The following is a 16,532-nucleotide window of genomic DNA, read 5'->3' as shown; positions in this document are numbered from 1 at the left end:
ATTTATAGAAAGTAATTGTATGGTTAAATATCTTTTTTTGAAACTACACATTTGTGTAATAAAAATTATCATGACGTCATTAAATACATAGGATTAAAAGATCATTTTAGCCTAGCGAAAAGTACTTTAGTATCATGAGATTTTCAAATCAAATGATTTTTTGATGGATATGATATTTCAATAAAATTATTGGGCTGTTCGTTATTCAACTGTAATGTCAATTTTTGTCCAGCAGATTTGCTTCTGTTGTCACAATACTCTAAAAAATCCTAACTTGCATAAAATTGTAAAGACGACATGAAGCATATCGAAAAATTAGCTGCCATTCGTGAGGCCATGAAGATTCAAGGAATCGATGGATATATTATTCCATCATCAGACCCTCATATCAGTGAATATCTACCCGAACGTTACAAATGTATTGCCTGGGCATCAGGATTTACGGGTTCTGCCGGCACCCTGGCTATTACGCAGGACTTTGCCGGCCTCTGGACTGATTCGCGTTACTTTGTACAGGCGAATGAACAATTGGCCGGTACGGGATTCGAATTGGTTAAATTGAAAGCACAGGGAGCTGCGGAATATGCTGATTGGCTTGGAGAAAAATTACCTGCTGGTGCAAAAGTTGCTTTTGACGGTAACCTGGCTTCCTTATTGGTAGCACAAGCGGTCCAAAATACCTTAACACCATTGGATATTGCCGTGGACGGTCACGTTGATCTTTTGTCGGACCTATGGTCGGGAAGACCAGCTTTGCCAACTGCGCAGGCTTACCTAATTCCGGAAAGTACCACCGGTCAGTCGACGGTGGACAAAATTGCTGCTGTCCGGGCCGAAATGAAAAAAAATAGAACCGACGCACATCTGATCTCATCCTTGGATGATCTTGCCTGGTTATTGAATATCCGTGGTCAGGATGTCCCATGTAATCCTGTCGTATTGGGCTTTGTCTTAATTACTGATAACACCGCGACACTTTATATTGAACCATCAAAACTGACTGCCGAAGCTACTGCCGAACTGAAAGGGTACGGTGTGGAGGTTGCGGCCTATGAAGCTATCTTTAATAGGATACCCACATTACAGGCTGCTGCAATCCTGATCGATCCAAAGCGTACCTGTTTTGCTGTGTTCGATCGTGTACCTCCTGCGGTCAAAATTGTCGAAAGAATCAATCCTTCTACGACCTTAAAGGCGATCAAAAATAAGGTCGAAATTGAAAATAACCGGCATACTTTTGTAAAAGACGGTGTTGCATTAACCCGTTTTTTTAAATGGCTGGAGGAAAATGTGGCTTCTGAAGAACTTTCAGAATTATCGATTGCCGATAAATTACGCGGATTCCGTGAGCGTCAACCGGGATTTGTCGACGTTTCATTCACAACCATTGCAGGTTATCTGGACCATGGCGCATTGCCACACTATTCGGCTAATGAAAAGTCTAATTATACATTGAAAGCGAAAGGTTTACTCTTAGTAGACTCCGGTGGTCAGTATAATACCGGTACGACAGATATTACAAGGGTCGTATCACTTGGCGGACTTACACAAGAAGAAAAAGAAGATTATACCCTTGTTTTAAAAGGTACGATTGAAGGTTCACAGGCGATCTTTCCCGCGGGTACCCGTGGATATCAGATCGATGCGATTACCCGCCGCCCCCTGTGGGAAACCTTACGTAATTATGGACATGGAACCGGACATGGGGTCGGTTTTTTTCTGAATGTGCATGAAGGGCCACAGGTATTCAATGCAGCTGCAGTAGATGTAGCTGTTGAACCAGGGATGATCACCTCCATTGAGCCGGGCCTTTATCGGGTTGGGAAACACGGTATCCGCATTGAGAATCTGGTATTGACACGTAAAGCCGGATCTTCTGAGTTTGGGGATTTCCTGGATTTTGAAACGTTGACCATATGTTATATCGCCACCGATCTCATTGAGAAATCTTTGCTGGAGAAAAAACATATCCAATGGCTGAATAATTATAATCAGTGGGTATATGATCAGCTCTCGGGACATCTGACCGTCGAAGAGAAAAGCTGGCTGGCAGATAAATGCCAAGCAATCTAATTGATCGTACAGGAGAGGAGCAACCCTACTGCAATGCCCCAAAAAATTAACGTTTTTTTGATCGGGTATGCCAAGTAGTTGTTCCTCTTTTCTTTGCCAATATAGCCATATGTCAATAAGCTTCTTCTATCTCCACTTACCATATGTCCACAAGTAGCGGCTGCAATTATGGTGTTTCATTCAGGATATTATATAATCGTTTTTTATCAAAAGGTTTTAGGATGAAACCCTGTATAAAGGGATAGTTGGCCAGCTGTTCCTGGTCGGTTCTGCTCGATGAAGAACTGATAATGAAGATCCTGGTTCGCTCAATAAAATCAGCTTTGTCCTCAAGGGCATCCATCATCTCCCAGCCCGTCATAAAGGGCATATTAATATCGACAAAAAGAATGGGGGCGGGGGTAGATTCCGTGATCACATGATGATCGAAGAAATCCAGGGCATCCAGGGCATTTTTGAAAGCATGAAATTCGATCGGATAGGTTGAAAATTCTTCGAGCATATACCCAAAAATAGTACGTAGGATGGCATTATCGTCGATCAGAATTATTTTTCTTTTGTTTTCTTGCTTCATCGCTTGCTTTCTAAAAATTTGACAGAAAAGGTGCTTCCGGCATTGATTTCACTCTGTACATCTATTTTACCACCTAAAGATTCGATCTGATAGCGTATCAGAAACAATCCAACCCCTTTGCTGTCAAATCCACGGTGGAAAATCTTCTTGAACATGAATAGTTCTGATTTGTATTTGGGAAGGTTGATGCCCAGGCCATTATCTTTGACTGCCAATAAGGTGCCCTCTTCCTGCTTGTAGGTCCGGATCTCAATCTGGGGGGCTTTATCACTTGCGGTAAACCGAAGGGCATTGCTGATCAGGTTGCTCAGGATACTCTCCAGATAAATTTTAGGGTAATAAATTTCTTTGACATTGAACTCGGTTGATATTGTCGCATTCTTGCGCTGTATTTCGTCGATAAACTGCTGCTTTATTTTCTTCAGGACATCGGAAAAATTACATTGCTCATAGGTCAGGGACTGGTTGGACCGCAATTCAAGTATCTCGCCCAAATCATGTAAGGTTTCGGTGAGCTGATTGTTGCTGGTCTTTAAAAGCTCCAGGAAGTTCGCTTTTATTTTTTCATCATTACTGTCCTTAATTCCGTCAATTAGCATCTGCATATTGCTGAGTGGGCCTTTTAGATTATGGGCTAGAATATTGGCAAATTCCTCCATTTGGCGGACCTTGGTTTCCAAGTCCATTTTCACCAGGTCCGATTCGAACTTTTGTCTTTTTAGGATTTCAATATTCTTTTTCGATTCGGAAATATCCAGGACCTGGACGATCAAAAATAAAGGTGTACTGCTCTTATCAAAGACTGCGGAGACAGTGACAGAACACCATACAAAATGACCATGCTGGTGCTGATAGCGCTTTTGTAAGGTGAAGGTCTCAATTTCACCTTGGATGAGCTGGTGGCGCAGGCTGATGTCTTGCTTAAGATCATCCGGATGCGTAATATGCGTGAACTTTATTTTCCGTATTTCATCTTGGGAGTATCCCAGGATTTTTGTCAGTGTATGATTAGATTCAATGCAATAGCCTGCCAGATCCGTCAGTGCCATTCCAAGTCCGGAAAAATGGAAGGCCTGATTGAATTTATGCTCATTGAACCTTATTTTTTCTGTCGACTCAACCTGCTTGGTGATATCAGAAACGACCAATGCGACACGATTTTGGCTGTGGTGGATCGGTTTTATCTGGAGATTATACCATTTATTTTGATGGTTTTCAAAATTGGACTGGAATTCCATCTCAAATTCCTGATCCAACTGCAGTGAACGCCCGATCAGTTTTAGGGCAGGGTTTGCCAGCTCTTCCGGGAACAGATCGGATAAGTTTTTGTTTAAAAATTCTTCGGGCGGGTAGAATAAGAGACTGGGATCATTGGTCCAATAATTTTTGAATACGCCTGCATCAGTCACTTCAAAAACAAGGTCATTGAGCGAAGCTACCAACAACTGCAATTGTTGTTGCTTATCTTTTAAGGTGCGATTTTGATTGACGATTTTCGTGATATCGACCAGCGATATTAAAAATCCCACTGTGCTCCCTTCTGCAAAAGGGCTCATGTTGACTAGCAACCACCTGAATCCGAGCCCTGTGGCTACCCCAAGGATGGTTTCCTGCCGAATCTGATGTTCAACAACAGCAATATAGAATGGCGTCTGCTCGGGTTTGAGTGCAGTAAGATCATCGGGTGAATAGAATGTGATGAGCTCATGTAACTTGCTGCTGTCATCCAGGATGTTTTCAGGGGCAAGGAGCTGCTGCGCACGTTCGTTGCGATGCAGGATAGTTCCATCGCCTGCTATAAGGAGCAATCCTTCCAGTCCCGTGTTTAACGTTGAAGAAAGAGATGTAGCTAAGGAATCACGTTGCAGATGCATTACCCGACACTGTTTAGGATTAATTTTCTTATTCAGTTAAGTATAGAGACCATGCAGGTCCTATGTACAAAATTGGTAACTTTTATCCCAAAATAATAAATAAATATTAAAATAGATAACTTTTTATATAATGAACTGCTCAATTGCCTGCGGATGCTTTGCGGTTTTTAACAAAATAAAAATCCCCTGATACAGTATCAGGGGATTTTTATTTTGTTAAAAACGATGTTTAGTTAGTTGCTTTTTTCAAGCCACATCCAATTGAACCAAAGTGGATTTGTCTGTTGACTTGTATAAGTTACGATGTATTTGCCGGGTTTTTCAAATTTGAAGGTACCGATGCGTTTTTCGACAAACTCTTCTGTGTAATTGTTTTCATTTGGTTCTACGACCATTTTCTGTGTTGGGGCAAAACTGCCTTTGATTTGCTGACCGGTGACATGGACTTCAAATGTACTGGTTTCTTGGGTGGGGTTATGCGCGGAGAAGTCCAGTGAATACGTGCCGGCTTCGGGAATGGTCACTTCCCAATCAATTTTGGTATTCCCCGTCAGGATGGCGTGTGTTGGGTTCTTCCCATTATAGCGTACGATTTTTAGGTCGTTATTGAGGCTATTGGTAGACTTTAGTGAAAAACCACCAAAGGTCGACTCGGCAACCGTATTTTTGTCCAGTTCCAGCTGACCATCAAAGGTGAGTTGGACTTCCGATACATAATGGTCCGGCTGATCTGTTGGTAAATCGATGTGGATCAGGCTGAGCTGCTGCTCATATTTTAATGGAGCCAGTGTTTTTCCATTGGCAAGGGATACATGGGTAGGCCTGGATTTTATACCTGTAATACGGAGTTTGTGATCCAGGGGCCAATTAAAGACATGGGCGTACACGATGGTTTTGTGCTGTTCCTTTTTAGTGGTGAGGTAGCCCCAATCGAAGTGGTTATTTTTTAGATCCAGCCCTGTATTGCCATAGATGCCTTGACCATACCTGTTCAACCAAGTTCCAACTTCATGCAGGCGGCTTACACTTTCGTAGGGCACGGTACCATCGGCGCGGGGACCAATATTTAAGGTAAATCCACCATTGAGACTGACATTTGAAATGAGGGACTGGAAGATCTGGCTTGTTGATTTCCATTCATTTTCCTGTCCATTGTATCCCCAGGAATGTGCTATGGTACCCGGAGTCTCCCAAGGATGTGCGATGTAATTGCTGCCAAATTGATTGTCACCAAGGGTTTCGAAGTCCACATGGTCAGCATCTGTTGGCAAGCCTAAGCGCGAGTTTATTAAACAGTTGGGTTGTAGCTCACGGATTAATTTTACCACTTGGAGCAGTTGTTCCTTTTTGATAATGGATTTTTGGTAGGGGATCCACATGTCAAACCAGACCAGGGCGATATCGCCATAGTTGCTCATCAGTTCACGGAGCTGTAGAATGACCTTTTCCTGCCAATATTGATTGTATTGCGCATCAGTGACATGCCCGGAGAGCTCCTGCTGATGATTCCAGCCATAAGGGTGTTCCCAGTCGATCCAGTGTGAGTAATAGAAGCCGAGTTTCATGCCATGCTTTCTACAGGCGGCGGCGATTTCCTTGATGACATCACGGTTGGACCCACTCAATTTAGGCAGGCTATAAGTACCGACTTTGGTATCCCAAAGTGCCACACCATCATGATGTTTTGTGGTAATAATGATGTATTTCATTCCGGCTTCTTTGGCAAGGAGCACCCACTGCTCAGGATCAATCTTGTCCCAATTGAAGCGTTTGGCCAATGTTCCATATTCTTCTTTTGATACCCGGTTGCGGTATCGCAGCCATTCGGCATAATTATTCATATAGCGCAAAGGTTCGCCCTTCCACATGCCCTCAGCAGCACTGTATAGCCCCCAGTGAATAAACATGCCAAAGCGAGCATCCTTAAACCAGGCGGCCTTTTCTGTATGCTGCGCAAAAAGCCGGACAGAAGCACTGATTAACAATAAGGATAAGATCAGGATTCTTTTCATGTGTCGTATCATATAAGGTTGTTCTGTTTGAGCTGGCAAGATAAGGAAAAATTCGATTTAGCAAATTGGGTTTTTAAATGTATACACATGTAGACAAATAGAAAAAATATGTTATTTTTATAGAAACCAAAAAATTATGTTTGATTAAAGGGAGTAGACCTAGGTTTATATTTTGTTAACATAACATTAAAACTATAATAACCCGAGTTTTCTACTTTCGCCACCAATTATCAATCCATATGAATAAAATTCTAATCCTACCTCTTGCGCTTGGGATTGCCTATCAGGCACAAGCATTTCCGGTCAAATCACCTTTTCCATCTGCTATAGGAAGTACCCTCTTTCAGGATGAGATAAAGGGAACTGTTGTTTCAGATCAAGGCCAGACCATTGTTGGTGTGAATGTGAAGAACGTACAGACCGGACAGACCGTTGTGACCGATGCAAAAGGTCAATTTCAGTTGTCGGCCAAGCAGGGCGAAACCTTACGTTTTAGCTTTGTGGGCTATAAGACACAAGATCAGCAAATTGTGGGCAATAGCCTCCAAGTGACATTAATAGAAGATGCCAGCCAGCTGGAAGAAGTCGTGGTGGTTGGTTATGGAACGCAGCGTAAAAGTACTGTTTCCGGTGCTGTTGCTACGACCGATTTGAAAGGAACAAACAGCCGCTCCATGGCGGGGATAGGGGAAGTGCTGCAAGGTAAGACGCCTGGTGTTACAGTAACAGCGGAGGGCGGGGATCCAACTTCTAAACCGAGTATCAATATCCGAGGTATGGGCGGTATCAATGGTGAACAGCCTTTATACGTTGTTGATGGTGTACTTCAGGCGCGGGCCCCGGAGCTGAACCCCAACGACATTCAGGATATTAGTGTGTTGAAGGATGCTGCAGCTGCTGTCTATGGAGCACGTGCGTCCGGTGGTGTTATCCTGATCACAACAAAAGGCGGTAAGAATGGGGATTTGAAAATTGATTTTGAAGCGAAATACGGTGTGCAGAAGGCACACAACTTGATCAAAGCGCTGAACGCAGCAGATCGTGCCATGATCTCCAATCAGGCGGCCGACAATGCGGGCGTAGCACGTGACCCGGCTTTTGATGCAAGCAAATATCCGGATGGACAGATCACCCGTACCGATTGGATAGACGAAATTTTCCGTACGGCACGTGTACAGGATTATAATCTGTCGGCGAGTGCAGGTAATGAGAAATCTTCTTTCTACACTGGCTTCAACTACCGAAATGCTGAGGGGATATTGATCAATACGTATTCTAAACGATATAATTTCCGTGTAAATTCACAGACCCAGGTGACTCCTTGGTTGAAGTTGGGTGAAAATATATCCTACTCCTTTACCAATGGGCAGGGCGCCAATACAAGTTCCGGCTATACGGGGGCTGTATTATCTGCCATTCACTATCCAAGAAATGTATCGGTTTATGATGATGCTGGAAAGTTCTCTGGATTACCGGTGGAATACGGTCCAGGTACTTATGGTGATGTAATCAATCCCGTGGCTTACCTAAGCCGGTTGGATGTCAATAATCCCGTACATAATTTATTGATCAATCCCTATATTGAGCTTAAATTGCTTCCGGGCTTGAAATTTAAATCAAACTTTGCCTATACAAAGCAATTTACCGATTTCAAGGAATTTACGGCACGTATTCCAGAAATTGGAAAACCCAATATGTCCAATTCGCTTGCGGTTAATACCAATCGTCTGACAGATATCTTGACTGAACAGACATTGACCTATGAAAAAGATTTTGGTCTGCACCATTTCGACGCCTTAGCGGGATATATGTATCAAAAAACAACGGAAAACTACAGTAATGTGGTGGGTGAAAATTTCGATGATGAAGCCAAAAACTACCGTTACTTGGTCAATGCTGGACGTATTCAGCCTATCGCAGATGGTAAGCTTGAGCAGGCATTGATATCGTATCTTTTGCGTGCAAACTACAACTACGACAACCGCTACATGTTGACCTTGATCGGCCGTCGGGATGGTACTTCATTGGTGGCAAAAGACAATCGTTTCCAGAATTATGGTTCTGTATCCGGAGCCTGGGCAATCCACCGTGAGGCATTTCTTTCGGATTCCGAAGTAATCAATACGTTGAAATTAAGAGGAAGTTATGGTATTTTAGGTAATTTAGGAACGTTGGTCTCTACGGCTGTAAGTCCATTATTACAGCGTGTGGACAACTGGGTTGGTAAAACACCAACGTTAATGCCTGGATACATTGAAAGAATCATGGGCAATCCTATTTTGACCTGGGCGCAATCGAATCAGACAAATATTGGTTTAGATATCGGTGTATTAAATAATCGTTTGACCCTGAATGCGGATTATTTCGTTAAGCGGACAGATCGGATGTTGATGGATATCGCATTGGCAGGGACAACTGGTTTGGAGACCAAAACTGTCAATGGTGGACGTGTTACGGACAAAGGAATTGAACTTGCTGTGAGCTATAGCAGCAAATCAGATGCTGCTTTCCAATATAATATTTCAGCTTCAGTCAACAAGATCTCCAATAATGTGGATTATTTAATTGACGAATTTCCAAAAATAACCTCACAGATTGATTACCGCGGCATATTGAAACCTTTATTGACCGAACCGGGGCAGCCACTGTATTCGTACTATGGCTTGGAAACTGCAGGTCTATTTAGGTCCAATCAGGAGGCTGAGCAGTATAAAGGCAGTAATGGAACTAAAATACAACCTAACGCCCAGGCCGGGGACATGAAATTTGTGGATCAAAATGGAGATGGCGTAATTGATGATAAGGATCGTGTATTCTTGGGAAGTGCCTATCCGGATTTTAATTACGGATTGACATTCAATGGTAGCTATAAGAACTTTGATGTCAATATCTTTTTCCAGGGAGTTCAAGGGAATAAATTGTTCAATACCTTGAAATATACCGGTCTAAATGCAGCATCTGGGCAGCCTTACAATATGTTTGAGGAAATTAAGAATGCGTACTCAGAAAGCAATCCAAACTCCAATATACCGCGTGTATCGGTAAAAGATCCGAATGGTAACTTCTCCAATGTATCGGATTTCTATGTGGAAAATGGATCGTATCTCCGTTTAAAAAACTTTGTTGTTGGATATACGCTTCCACAGGAGCTGACTCAAAAATATAAGTTGCAGAAATTACGGTTCTTTGCTTCGGCAACCAACCTGTTTACCGTGACGAAATATACGGGAATGGATCCTGAGGTCGGGATGAACGATTATGGTGTTGATGCGGGCCGTTATCCGCAGTCACGTACATTTATGTTGGGAGCAGCGGTCACTTTTTAATCTCAAATTTGGATAAAATGAAGGATGATATAGGTTTTTCAAATCGGTGAACCGAATGATTAAACTTGATTGTCCTGTGCATATTTAAAAAATACTCCAATGAAAAAAATAACTCGAAATATATGTTTTGCCCTGCTTATAGGAAGCATGGGAATGTCTTTTCAATCTTGTACCAACAAATTGGATATCCTGCCAGAGGGAGCTCCGTCAAAGGCAAGTTTTTGGAAAACGAAAGAAGATGCGATAAAAGGGGCTAATGGGCTCTATTACCTCTATGATGAAGAGGATTTCTATGGCCGTGGGTTTGCCTGGTTTATGAATGCCAGCGACGATATGGTCACCGGAAGAAATAATGCGCAGGCTGAGAATATCCGTACGTTTAACAGCAATTATATTGGTGGTGGCTACACTGAGTCACAATGGCAAATGCGCTATGCCATTATCAAACAGGCCAATGATATCTTGCGCTATGTTCCTTCGATCTCCATGGATGAAGCCTTAAAGAAACGTATCCTGGGCGAAGCCAATTTTAATGCCGGTTATATGTACTTTCAGTTGGCTGCTAACTATGCAGATGAACGCGCCGGAGTACCTATCGTTACTGTTGAAAATATGGATAACGAAAAGGCTACACCTAGAGCAGCTAATATCGAAGAAAATTATCGTCATATAGAAAAGCTGCTGAAAGAAGCTGCTGATCAATTGCCTTTTTTCAATGAACTGGAAGAAGCGGATTATGGCCGGGCGCATAAAGTGGCGGCATGGGCGGTGCTTTCCAAAATGTACCTATATAAGAAAGATTACAAAAATGCTATTCTCTATGCTGATATGGTTATTAACCAAGGTAAACGTGGACTTGAACCTAATTTTAAGGATGTCTTCAAAGCATCAAATAACTGGGGTCCTGAATATATCTGGTCTGTCACGAGTACAGCAGCAGGGACAGATGGCTGGGGCTCGATTTTACCGGGTGTAATGCTGACCAATGGTGCCTGGGGCTTATACAACGGTTGGGGGTATTACATGCCAACGAAAGAGTTGTATGATTCTTATGAAGCGGGGGATGAACGTCGCGCAGCAACTATTTTAAAACCGGGCGATAAATTTGTTTTCTTTGGCAAAGAGCGGGTATTCGAGCCGGCAAGTTCCGCGACCTGTGACATGCAGTTCAATAAGTATATGGAGCCTTTCTCGCATACTGATCCAGTAAAAACTGGGCATGTGAGTCCAAATGGAAATCACATGGCCACGGATCTGAATGTGCCTTTGATCCGTTTTGCAGAGATCTTATTAATCAAGGCCGAAGCTTCGATTATGCTCAATGGTGCCGGAGCGGGAGATAAAGAATTGAATATGATCCGTAAACGTGCCAAACTGATTGAAAAGACGGGCATGACTTTGGCTGATCTGAAACGCGAACGCCGTAATGAACTGGCCGGGGAATTTGCAGACCGTCACCGCGATCTGGTACGCTGGGGTGATGCACAGGATACCTATGCTAAGCCACTTCATACCTATGCGATGAAGAATGGTTCAGGCATGCCTGTCGAGTTTGCAGGTCGTAAATTTGATCCGAAAATTCACCATGTGTGGGCTGTACCGCGCAGGGAAGTCGATAATAGTGCAGGTTTGATTAAACAAAATCAAGGATGGTAAACGTTTCAAAAGTCTTCCAAACTAAATTGGGTGGCTTATTGATCATCGCTAGCTTGTGCGGAGGACCTCTGGGGTCTTCCGCACAAACACTCAATGAAAAATTTGAGCAACTGATGTTCAGCCGGGAGAAAGAAAAGGCGGGAGCTACCCCTTATGCTGGCCATAGTCATAACGATTATTGGCAGAGTCAACCTTTCTATACGGCCTATTATTCGGGTATGCAATCCATTGAAGCGGATATTTTTCTGCGCAATGGGCAATTGATGGTTGCGCATGATGCAAAGGAAATCAAGACAGAAAACACACTAAAGGCGCTTTATCTGGATCCTGTTGCTAAGCTATGCCGCAAAAATGGCGGAACCGCCTTTGCAGATCAATCAAAACAGCTTCAGCTTCTGATTGACGTAAAAGAAAATTATAAACAGGTATTGCCCGTTCTTGTCAAAGCACTTGAACAATATGGCGATCTGTTCAATCCGCTTAAAAATCCCAATGCCGTTAAGGTCATCGTGACCGGTGGGCGTCCCAAGCCAGCTGGATTCAAGGATTATCCCAAATGGTTGTTTTTTGATGGCGAAGTCAACTGGGACTATGATGCTGCGAGCCTGGCACAGACCGGCCTGATCAGTGCCGACCTGAAGGATTATACGGATTGGAACGGCAAGGGACTGCCCGAAAATATTCCAGCGATCAGGCAGGCTATTGCCAAGGCGGATTCGCTGGGTCTCCGTTTTCGTTTTTATGGGACGCACGATAGCCCAAATGCCTGGCAACAGCTTATCAACCTGGGGGTATACTGGATCAACACGGACCGCCCGAAGACCCTGGAGCTATTTCTTGACCAGCATGAGCGTTCGTCATTTCAGTTGGAAAAACCGCAAGCGCTTTATAAACCCAGTTTTCAATACGATGGACAGGACCGCCCTGTAAAACGTGTGCTGCTCTTGATTGGCGATGGTATGGGGCTTGCAGCAGTGAAGGCAGCGGCCTTGGCAAATGGCGGTGCATTAAATATGACAGCGCTCAAACGTGTGGGGCTTTCGCAGACTGAAGCTTTGAATACGGACAATACCGATTCGGCAGCAGGTGGCTCGGCCATTGCTACCGGACAAAAAGTCAATAACCGGTCCATCGCTGTGGATGCCCAGGGTCAGCCTCTGCCTAGTGTGGCAGCGGTATTGGCCGATCGTGGCTGGAAAACTGGGGTCATCAGCATCGGTGATGTGACCGATGCAACACCAGCAGTTTTCTACGCCCATCAGCAGGAACGAAATGAGAGTGAATCCATCCTGGGGCAATTTCAGCAGTCAACCATGGATTTTATCCTCGGTGGAAAGCCCGACTGGCTGAAAAGCAAGCGCGACTGGAAGGGGTACTCCGGCGTTTCGGTGCGGGAAAATACCCTGGACCAACAGGGAGGGAAACAGATTGTTTTCCTGTCGGACGAACTGGTAAAGCCCGTAAAAGATGGCCGTCCGCCCATTTTGACCCAGTCCATGCTGGATGGTGTCAAATTCCTTTCCCGGGACAAGAAACCTTTCTTCCTGATGGCTGAGTCGGCACAGATCGATTATGCCGGCCATGCCAATGATCTGAAGTATTCCATTATGGAAACCCTGGATTTCGACAATACGGTAGCTGAGGCTTTAAAGCTGGCGGATCAGGACCCGGAGATGCTGGTTGTCGTCACTGCCGACCATGAAACAGGGGGGCTTACGGTGCTGGATTCGGACCGTAAATCAGGACGTGTGATGGTCAATTTTAGTAGCAATGACCATACGAATGCTTTCGTTCCGGTATTTGCGTATGGCGCAAGATCTTTCCTGTTCCAAGGTGTCTACGATAATACAGCGATTTTCCACAAGTTATTGGAAGCCGCGAAATAGTTTTCAATTTTCCTTTATATTTTCAAACCCCGATTGTGCCCAGGCACAATGGGGGTTTATTCTTTGTATTCTCGGCCTGTAGCGATGTCAATATAATAATACTCCTTCACGGATCCCTCACCTTTTACCTGGACCAATCCATCAGCATAAATGGAATGATAGCTTTTTGAGCCGATACGCTGTTTTGTCTTATTGTTGTACAGGATATATGGGCCATCGCTGTGTTCCTGTAGAGCCAAAATCTGCTGCGGGCCATTCAAGACTTCAATATGGTTGAAATCGGGTAATAGGTCCCAATTTTTCTGCGCGGCATTCCAAAGCCCCATGGTTGGATCAAGTTCACCCTTTTTGACGTCGATGAGATAGCGGTCATCCATCTGGTAGTGGTATTTTATTTTACCTGTTTTCCAGTCTTTTTTAAGTGTGTTCGCTGTAAATAAGAGCTGTTTGTCCGGCCATACCAGATTGCCTACCTGATCCAGTATGAAAAAGTCGTTCACCTGAATTTGGTCCAATAAATTACCGTCTTTATCGATGTACAACCATTCGTACGCCCAGATATCATCGTCGTAGTTGAACTTTCCGAGGATAAAATAAGGTGAATTGGCGACAGAATATACCAGGGTAACCTCGTTTAAAAAAGCGAGCTGTTTGGGCCTGGCCTGCCGGATCTGCTTCGGAAAGGCTTTGTCGTATTGGGGGAAGGCATAGGTATCGCCCGAGGTTCTGTCTTTCAGCAGTTTTGGGATGGATGGGGTATAACGTTCCTGATTGATGGAGTCCAGCACCAAGGACTGGTTTTTCCAATGGAGACTGATCGCGTCTGTACCGCTCAAACCTGATTGTGTAGCGTCTTGATGCCGGATGTCATAAATCGAAAAACTAGCGGTGCTTGCCGGGATATAACGGCCATTTTCCAGCACAGCCTCAATATTCCCCTTGACTTTTTTAAAACGTTGCTTGTCTATCCGGTATAGCTCCTGGTTCAGGACAACATGGCTGTCATCTAAACTGTAAGCTGCCAGATTATAGCTGTTTTGATCATAGGGAATATCTTTGTGCAGCAGGACTTGCCCGGTTTCCAATACACGGATCTCAACTTGAACATAGGTGGCTGTTTTTTCTACATCGCCCCCCATGATGTGCCAGTTCCATTTCCAGAAAGGTAGCTTTTTATCATATTCCTGCCGCTTCATCAATAAGGTCAGCTTGCCAAGTGGCAGCAGTTGAAGGTCAGCGGTTGAATAATCTTCCATAAGATCTCCTTTGAAATTAATAACTGCACGCTGATTCTTCTCATCCCCTACCAGGGCATAACCTGTAACCGTAAAAGGTTGGGCATGATAGAATGTTTGTTTCAACTGTTTATTGAAAGCGCTGTCCACATAGACGAACTGATTGCCTTTGGTCCGCAGAGGTATCCAGGTGATGGGCTTCTGTTCTGCAGTTGCCTGTGGTTGCGGTTCTCCTGCGCAGGCGGTCATGCAAAAGAGGATTATTATAGCTGTGAGAGTCGATTTGATCATTTTCTTCTTTATGAGCACTATGAGTGGCTAAAGTAGCAGAAAATAGCTTCAGGGAAAATAGCCGATTTCAGTGATATGTGAGATAAGCTCATGGCGGGTACATAGCAGATCCTGTCCCTGTCCGCCGTTAGCATATACAGCGCAGCTCCCTTAATGTGTACTTGATTTTAATCTTTGGTCAATTGACAGGTCAATAAAATCGATGATCTCCACTTGGCCGAATGCTTTATAGAGTGGATTGAGAATAATATTGTATTCTAAAGGGACAATAGTCGATGGCACGCGTAAGGCAAAGAAATCCCGGTCTGCGGCTAAAGCCGTGAACACCTGCGTGGTTTTGGAAGAATAGGGATATTGATCCCAACGCTCGGGTAGGGCACTGATCTGCTGCACCACAAAGCTGTCCGGATACGTAATCTTAGCAATCAGTATTTCTTTGGGAAGATTGGCGATGTTATCGGAATGCACATAATATTCCAGGAGTGCCAGTGAAATATTTTCAGAACAATAGACTGCTCTTGTCCCAACTTCGTTCCACCGGCCACCTACTTTTTCAGCGCCAATGCCTGATAATGTAGTGTCTTTATACTTTTTATTGGCGAGGCGATAAACGATCATCAGCTGTATACATTGTATTGAATTCTGATAATTTCACTTTCTACCATCTCAAAACCCAGGCTGCTGTCCAGCAGCTCAAAAGGTTTTTTGTTTCCCAGTGCCCTGGAAGGGGTGATGAGCCAATTTTTAAAGCGCTCCTGGGAATCAAACACATCAAAACCTAAACCAAATAACCTAGAAATTTCATAGATTCTCTCTGAGGTCTCCTGGCTGTATACTTTTTTCTTTTGCATGCTGCTGATCGAAGTGGGCAGGATGTTCTCAAATTCTTTTTCGGTGACACCAAGATTTTCAATTAATTGTTTCCAATCCTCCTTTTTTACCCCTGTCCTGATTCTTTCGATTAATTCAAGTTTTATCGCTGGAGCATCTTTCACATGACGCACCACCCATGCAGGAGAAAATTTGGCTATTTTCCCTTTTGCTGAATGTTTTTCAATTAGCTCTGGTTCAATTGTTTTGGTGATCATAATTGTATTTGTACGTCTTATTGATAGTAAATTTACAATTATTTATGTTCTTAAACAAATGCTGCGAAATATTTAGGTCAATTCATGCTTAAATGGTTGTTATGGTGCTTCCCTTAATCTTTGTCTTCTTAATCCTAGCGTTAAGACGCGTATCAGGATCTTTGTAGCCTAAAAGTGAGTAATTTTTCAAGAGTATTTGGTTTTTAATATAGATATCTTTATATTTGTATATATAAACTATATTTTTGTATCGTTTTAGTGTTTGTGAATTATATTGTCACTAGGTATTTATCTGTCTATCCGCCAACAGCAGATAATTATCTTTTCGCCGATTAACGAAAATTCCGATACATCATATCAATTGGATTGTTGGCCCTTTCTTACTTACACCAAGATGCGAATGTTTACGCATATATTATTGATGATCTCTTTAGTCATCTTGGTTGATATCTATAGCTTTTTTACAAATTAAGTATTGATTATCTGCAATACCAGCCCAAAATCTGCATGGCCAGTT

10 protein-coding genes are annotated in these 16,532 nt (G+C 43.4%); 4 read left to right on the top strand and 6 right to left on the bottom strand.

Going from position 1 to position 16,532, the window contains the following annotated elements:
• Positions 1–297 precede the first annotated feature (297 nt).
• Positions 298–2,073: an aminopeptidase P family protein gene (locus tag HX021_RS12195; RefSeq protein WP_286590639.1), complete on the top strand. Its 1,776-nt coding sequence runs from the start codon at positions 298–300 to the stop codon at positions 2,071–2,073.
• A 166-nt stretch (positions 2,074–2,239) separates the two neighbouring features.
• Here the strand turns inward: HX021_RS12195 and HX021_RS12190 are convergent, their stop codons facing one another.
• From HX021_RS12190 to HX021_RS12180, 3 genes are all read right to left on the bottom strand, one after another.
• Positions 2,240–2,647 (bottom strand): response regulator, encoded by a 408-nt coding sequence (locus HX021_RS12190; protein ID WP_286590638.1) that lies wholly within the window; start codon positions 2,645–2,647, stop codon positions 2,240–2,242.
• Positions 2,644–4,521: a PAS domain-containing sensor histidine kinase gene (locus tag HX021_RS12185; RefSeq protein WP_286590637.1), complete on the bottom strand. Its 1,878-nt coding sequence runs from the start codon at positions 4,519–4,521 to the stop codon at positions 2,644–2,646. The genes HX021_RS12190 and HX021_RS12185 overlap by 4 nt, the downstream gene beginning before the upstream one ends.
• A 233-nt stretch (positions 4,522–4,754) precedes the next feature.
• Positions 4,755–6,533, bottom strand: coding sequence for an alpha-L-fucosidase (locus HX021_RS12180; RefSeq protein ID WP_286590636.1), 1,779 nt, complete (start codon positions 6,531–6,533; stop codon positions 4,755–4,757).
• Positions 6,534–6,772: 239 nt separating this feature from the next.
• On the opposite strand from HX021_RS12180, the gene HX021_RS12175 reads away from it, so the two are divergent.
• The 3 genes from HX021_RS12175 to HX021_RS12165 all read left to right on the top strand — a co-directional run bounded on the left by HX021_RS12175 (position 6,773) and on the right by HX021_RS12165 (position 13,401).
• Entirely contained in the window at positions 6,773–9,859 is a 3,087-nt protein-coding gene (locus tag HX021_RS12175) for a SusC/RagA family TonB-linked outer membrane protein (protein ID WP_286590635.1), read from the top strand.
• 99 nt (positions 9,860–9,958) lie between these two features.
• The gene (locus HX021_RS12170) at positions 9,959–11,515 is read left to right on the top strand and encodes a RagB/SusD family nutrient uptake outer membrane protein (RefSeq protein ID WP_286590634.1); all 1,557 of its coding nucleotides are present in this window, start codon (positions 9,959–9,961) and stop codon (positions 11,513–11,515) included.
• Complete coding sequence (locus HX021_RS12165) at positions 11,509–13,401, top strand: alkaline phosphatase (RefSeq protein ID WP_286590633.1); 1,893 nt, start codon at positions 11,509–11,511, stop codon at positions 13,399–13,401. The genes HX021_RS12170 and HX021_RS12165 overlap by 7 nt, the downstream gene beginning before the upstream one ends.
• A gap of 56 nt (positions 13,402–13,457) precedes the next feature.
• Here the strand turns inward: HX021_RS12165 and HX021_RS12160 are convergent, their stop codons facing one another.
• The 3 genes from HX021_RS12160 to HX021_RS12150 all read right to left on the bottom strand — a co-directional run bounded on the left by HX021_RS12160 (position 13,458) and on the right by HX021_RS12150 (position 16,015).
• Positions 13,458–14,885, bottom strand: a complete 1,428-nt coding sequence (locus HX021_RS12160; RefSeq protein WP_286590632.1) for a hypothetical protein — start codon at positions 14,883–14,885, stop codon at positions 13,458–13,460.
• A 192-nt stretch (positions 14,886–15,077) separates the two neighbouring features.
• Entirely contained in the window at positions 15,078–15,545 is a 468-nt protein-coding gene (locus HX021_RS12155) for an RES family NAD+ phosphorylase (protein ID WP_286590631.1), read from the bottom strand.
• A complete protein-coding gene (locus HX021_RS12150) occupies positions 15,545–16,015 on the bottom strand; it encodes an Xre family toxin-antitoxin system antitoxin (protein ID WP_286590630.1) in 471 nt (156 codons plus the stop codon). Before HX021_RS12150 ends, HX021_RS12155 begins: the two co-directional genes overlap by 1 nt.
• Between the last annotated feature and the right edge of the window lie 517 nt (positions 16,016–16,532).

This window comes from Sphingobacterium sp. N143 (genome assembly GCF_030325625.1).
Lineage (GTDB): Bacteria > Bacteroidota > Bacteroidia > Sphingobacteriales > Sphingobacteriaceae > Sphingobacterium.
The sequence above is the reverse complement of the archived record's forward strand: the minus strand, read 5'-3'. Positions and strand labels throughout refer to the sequence as shown.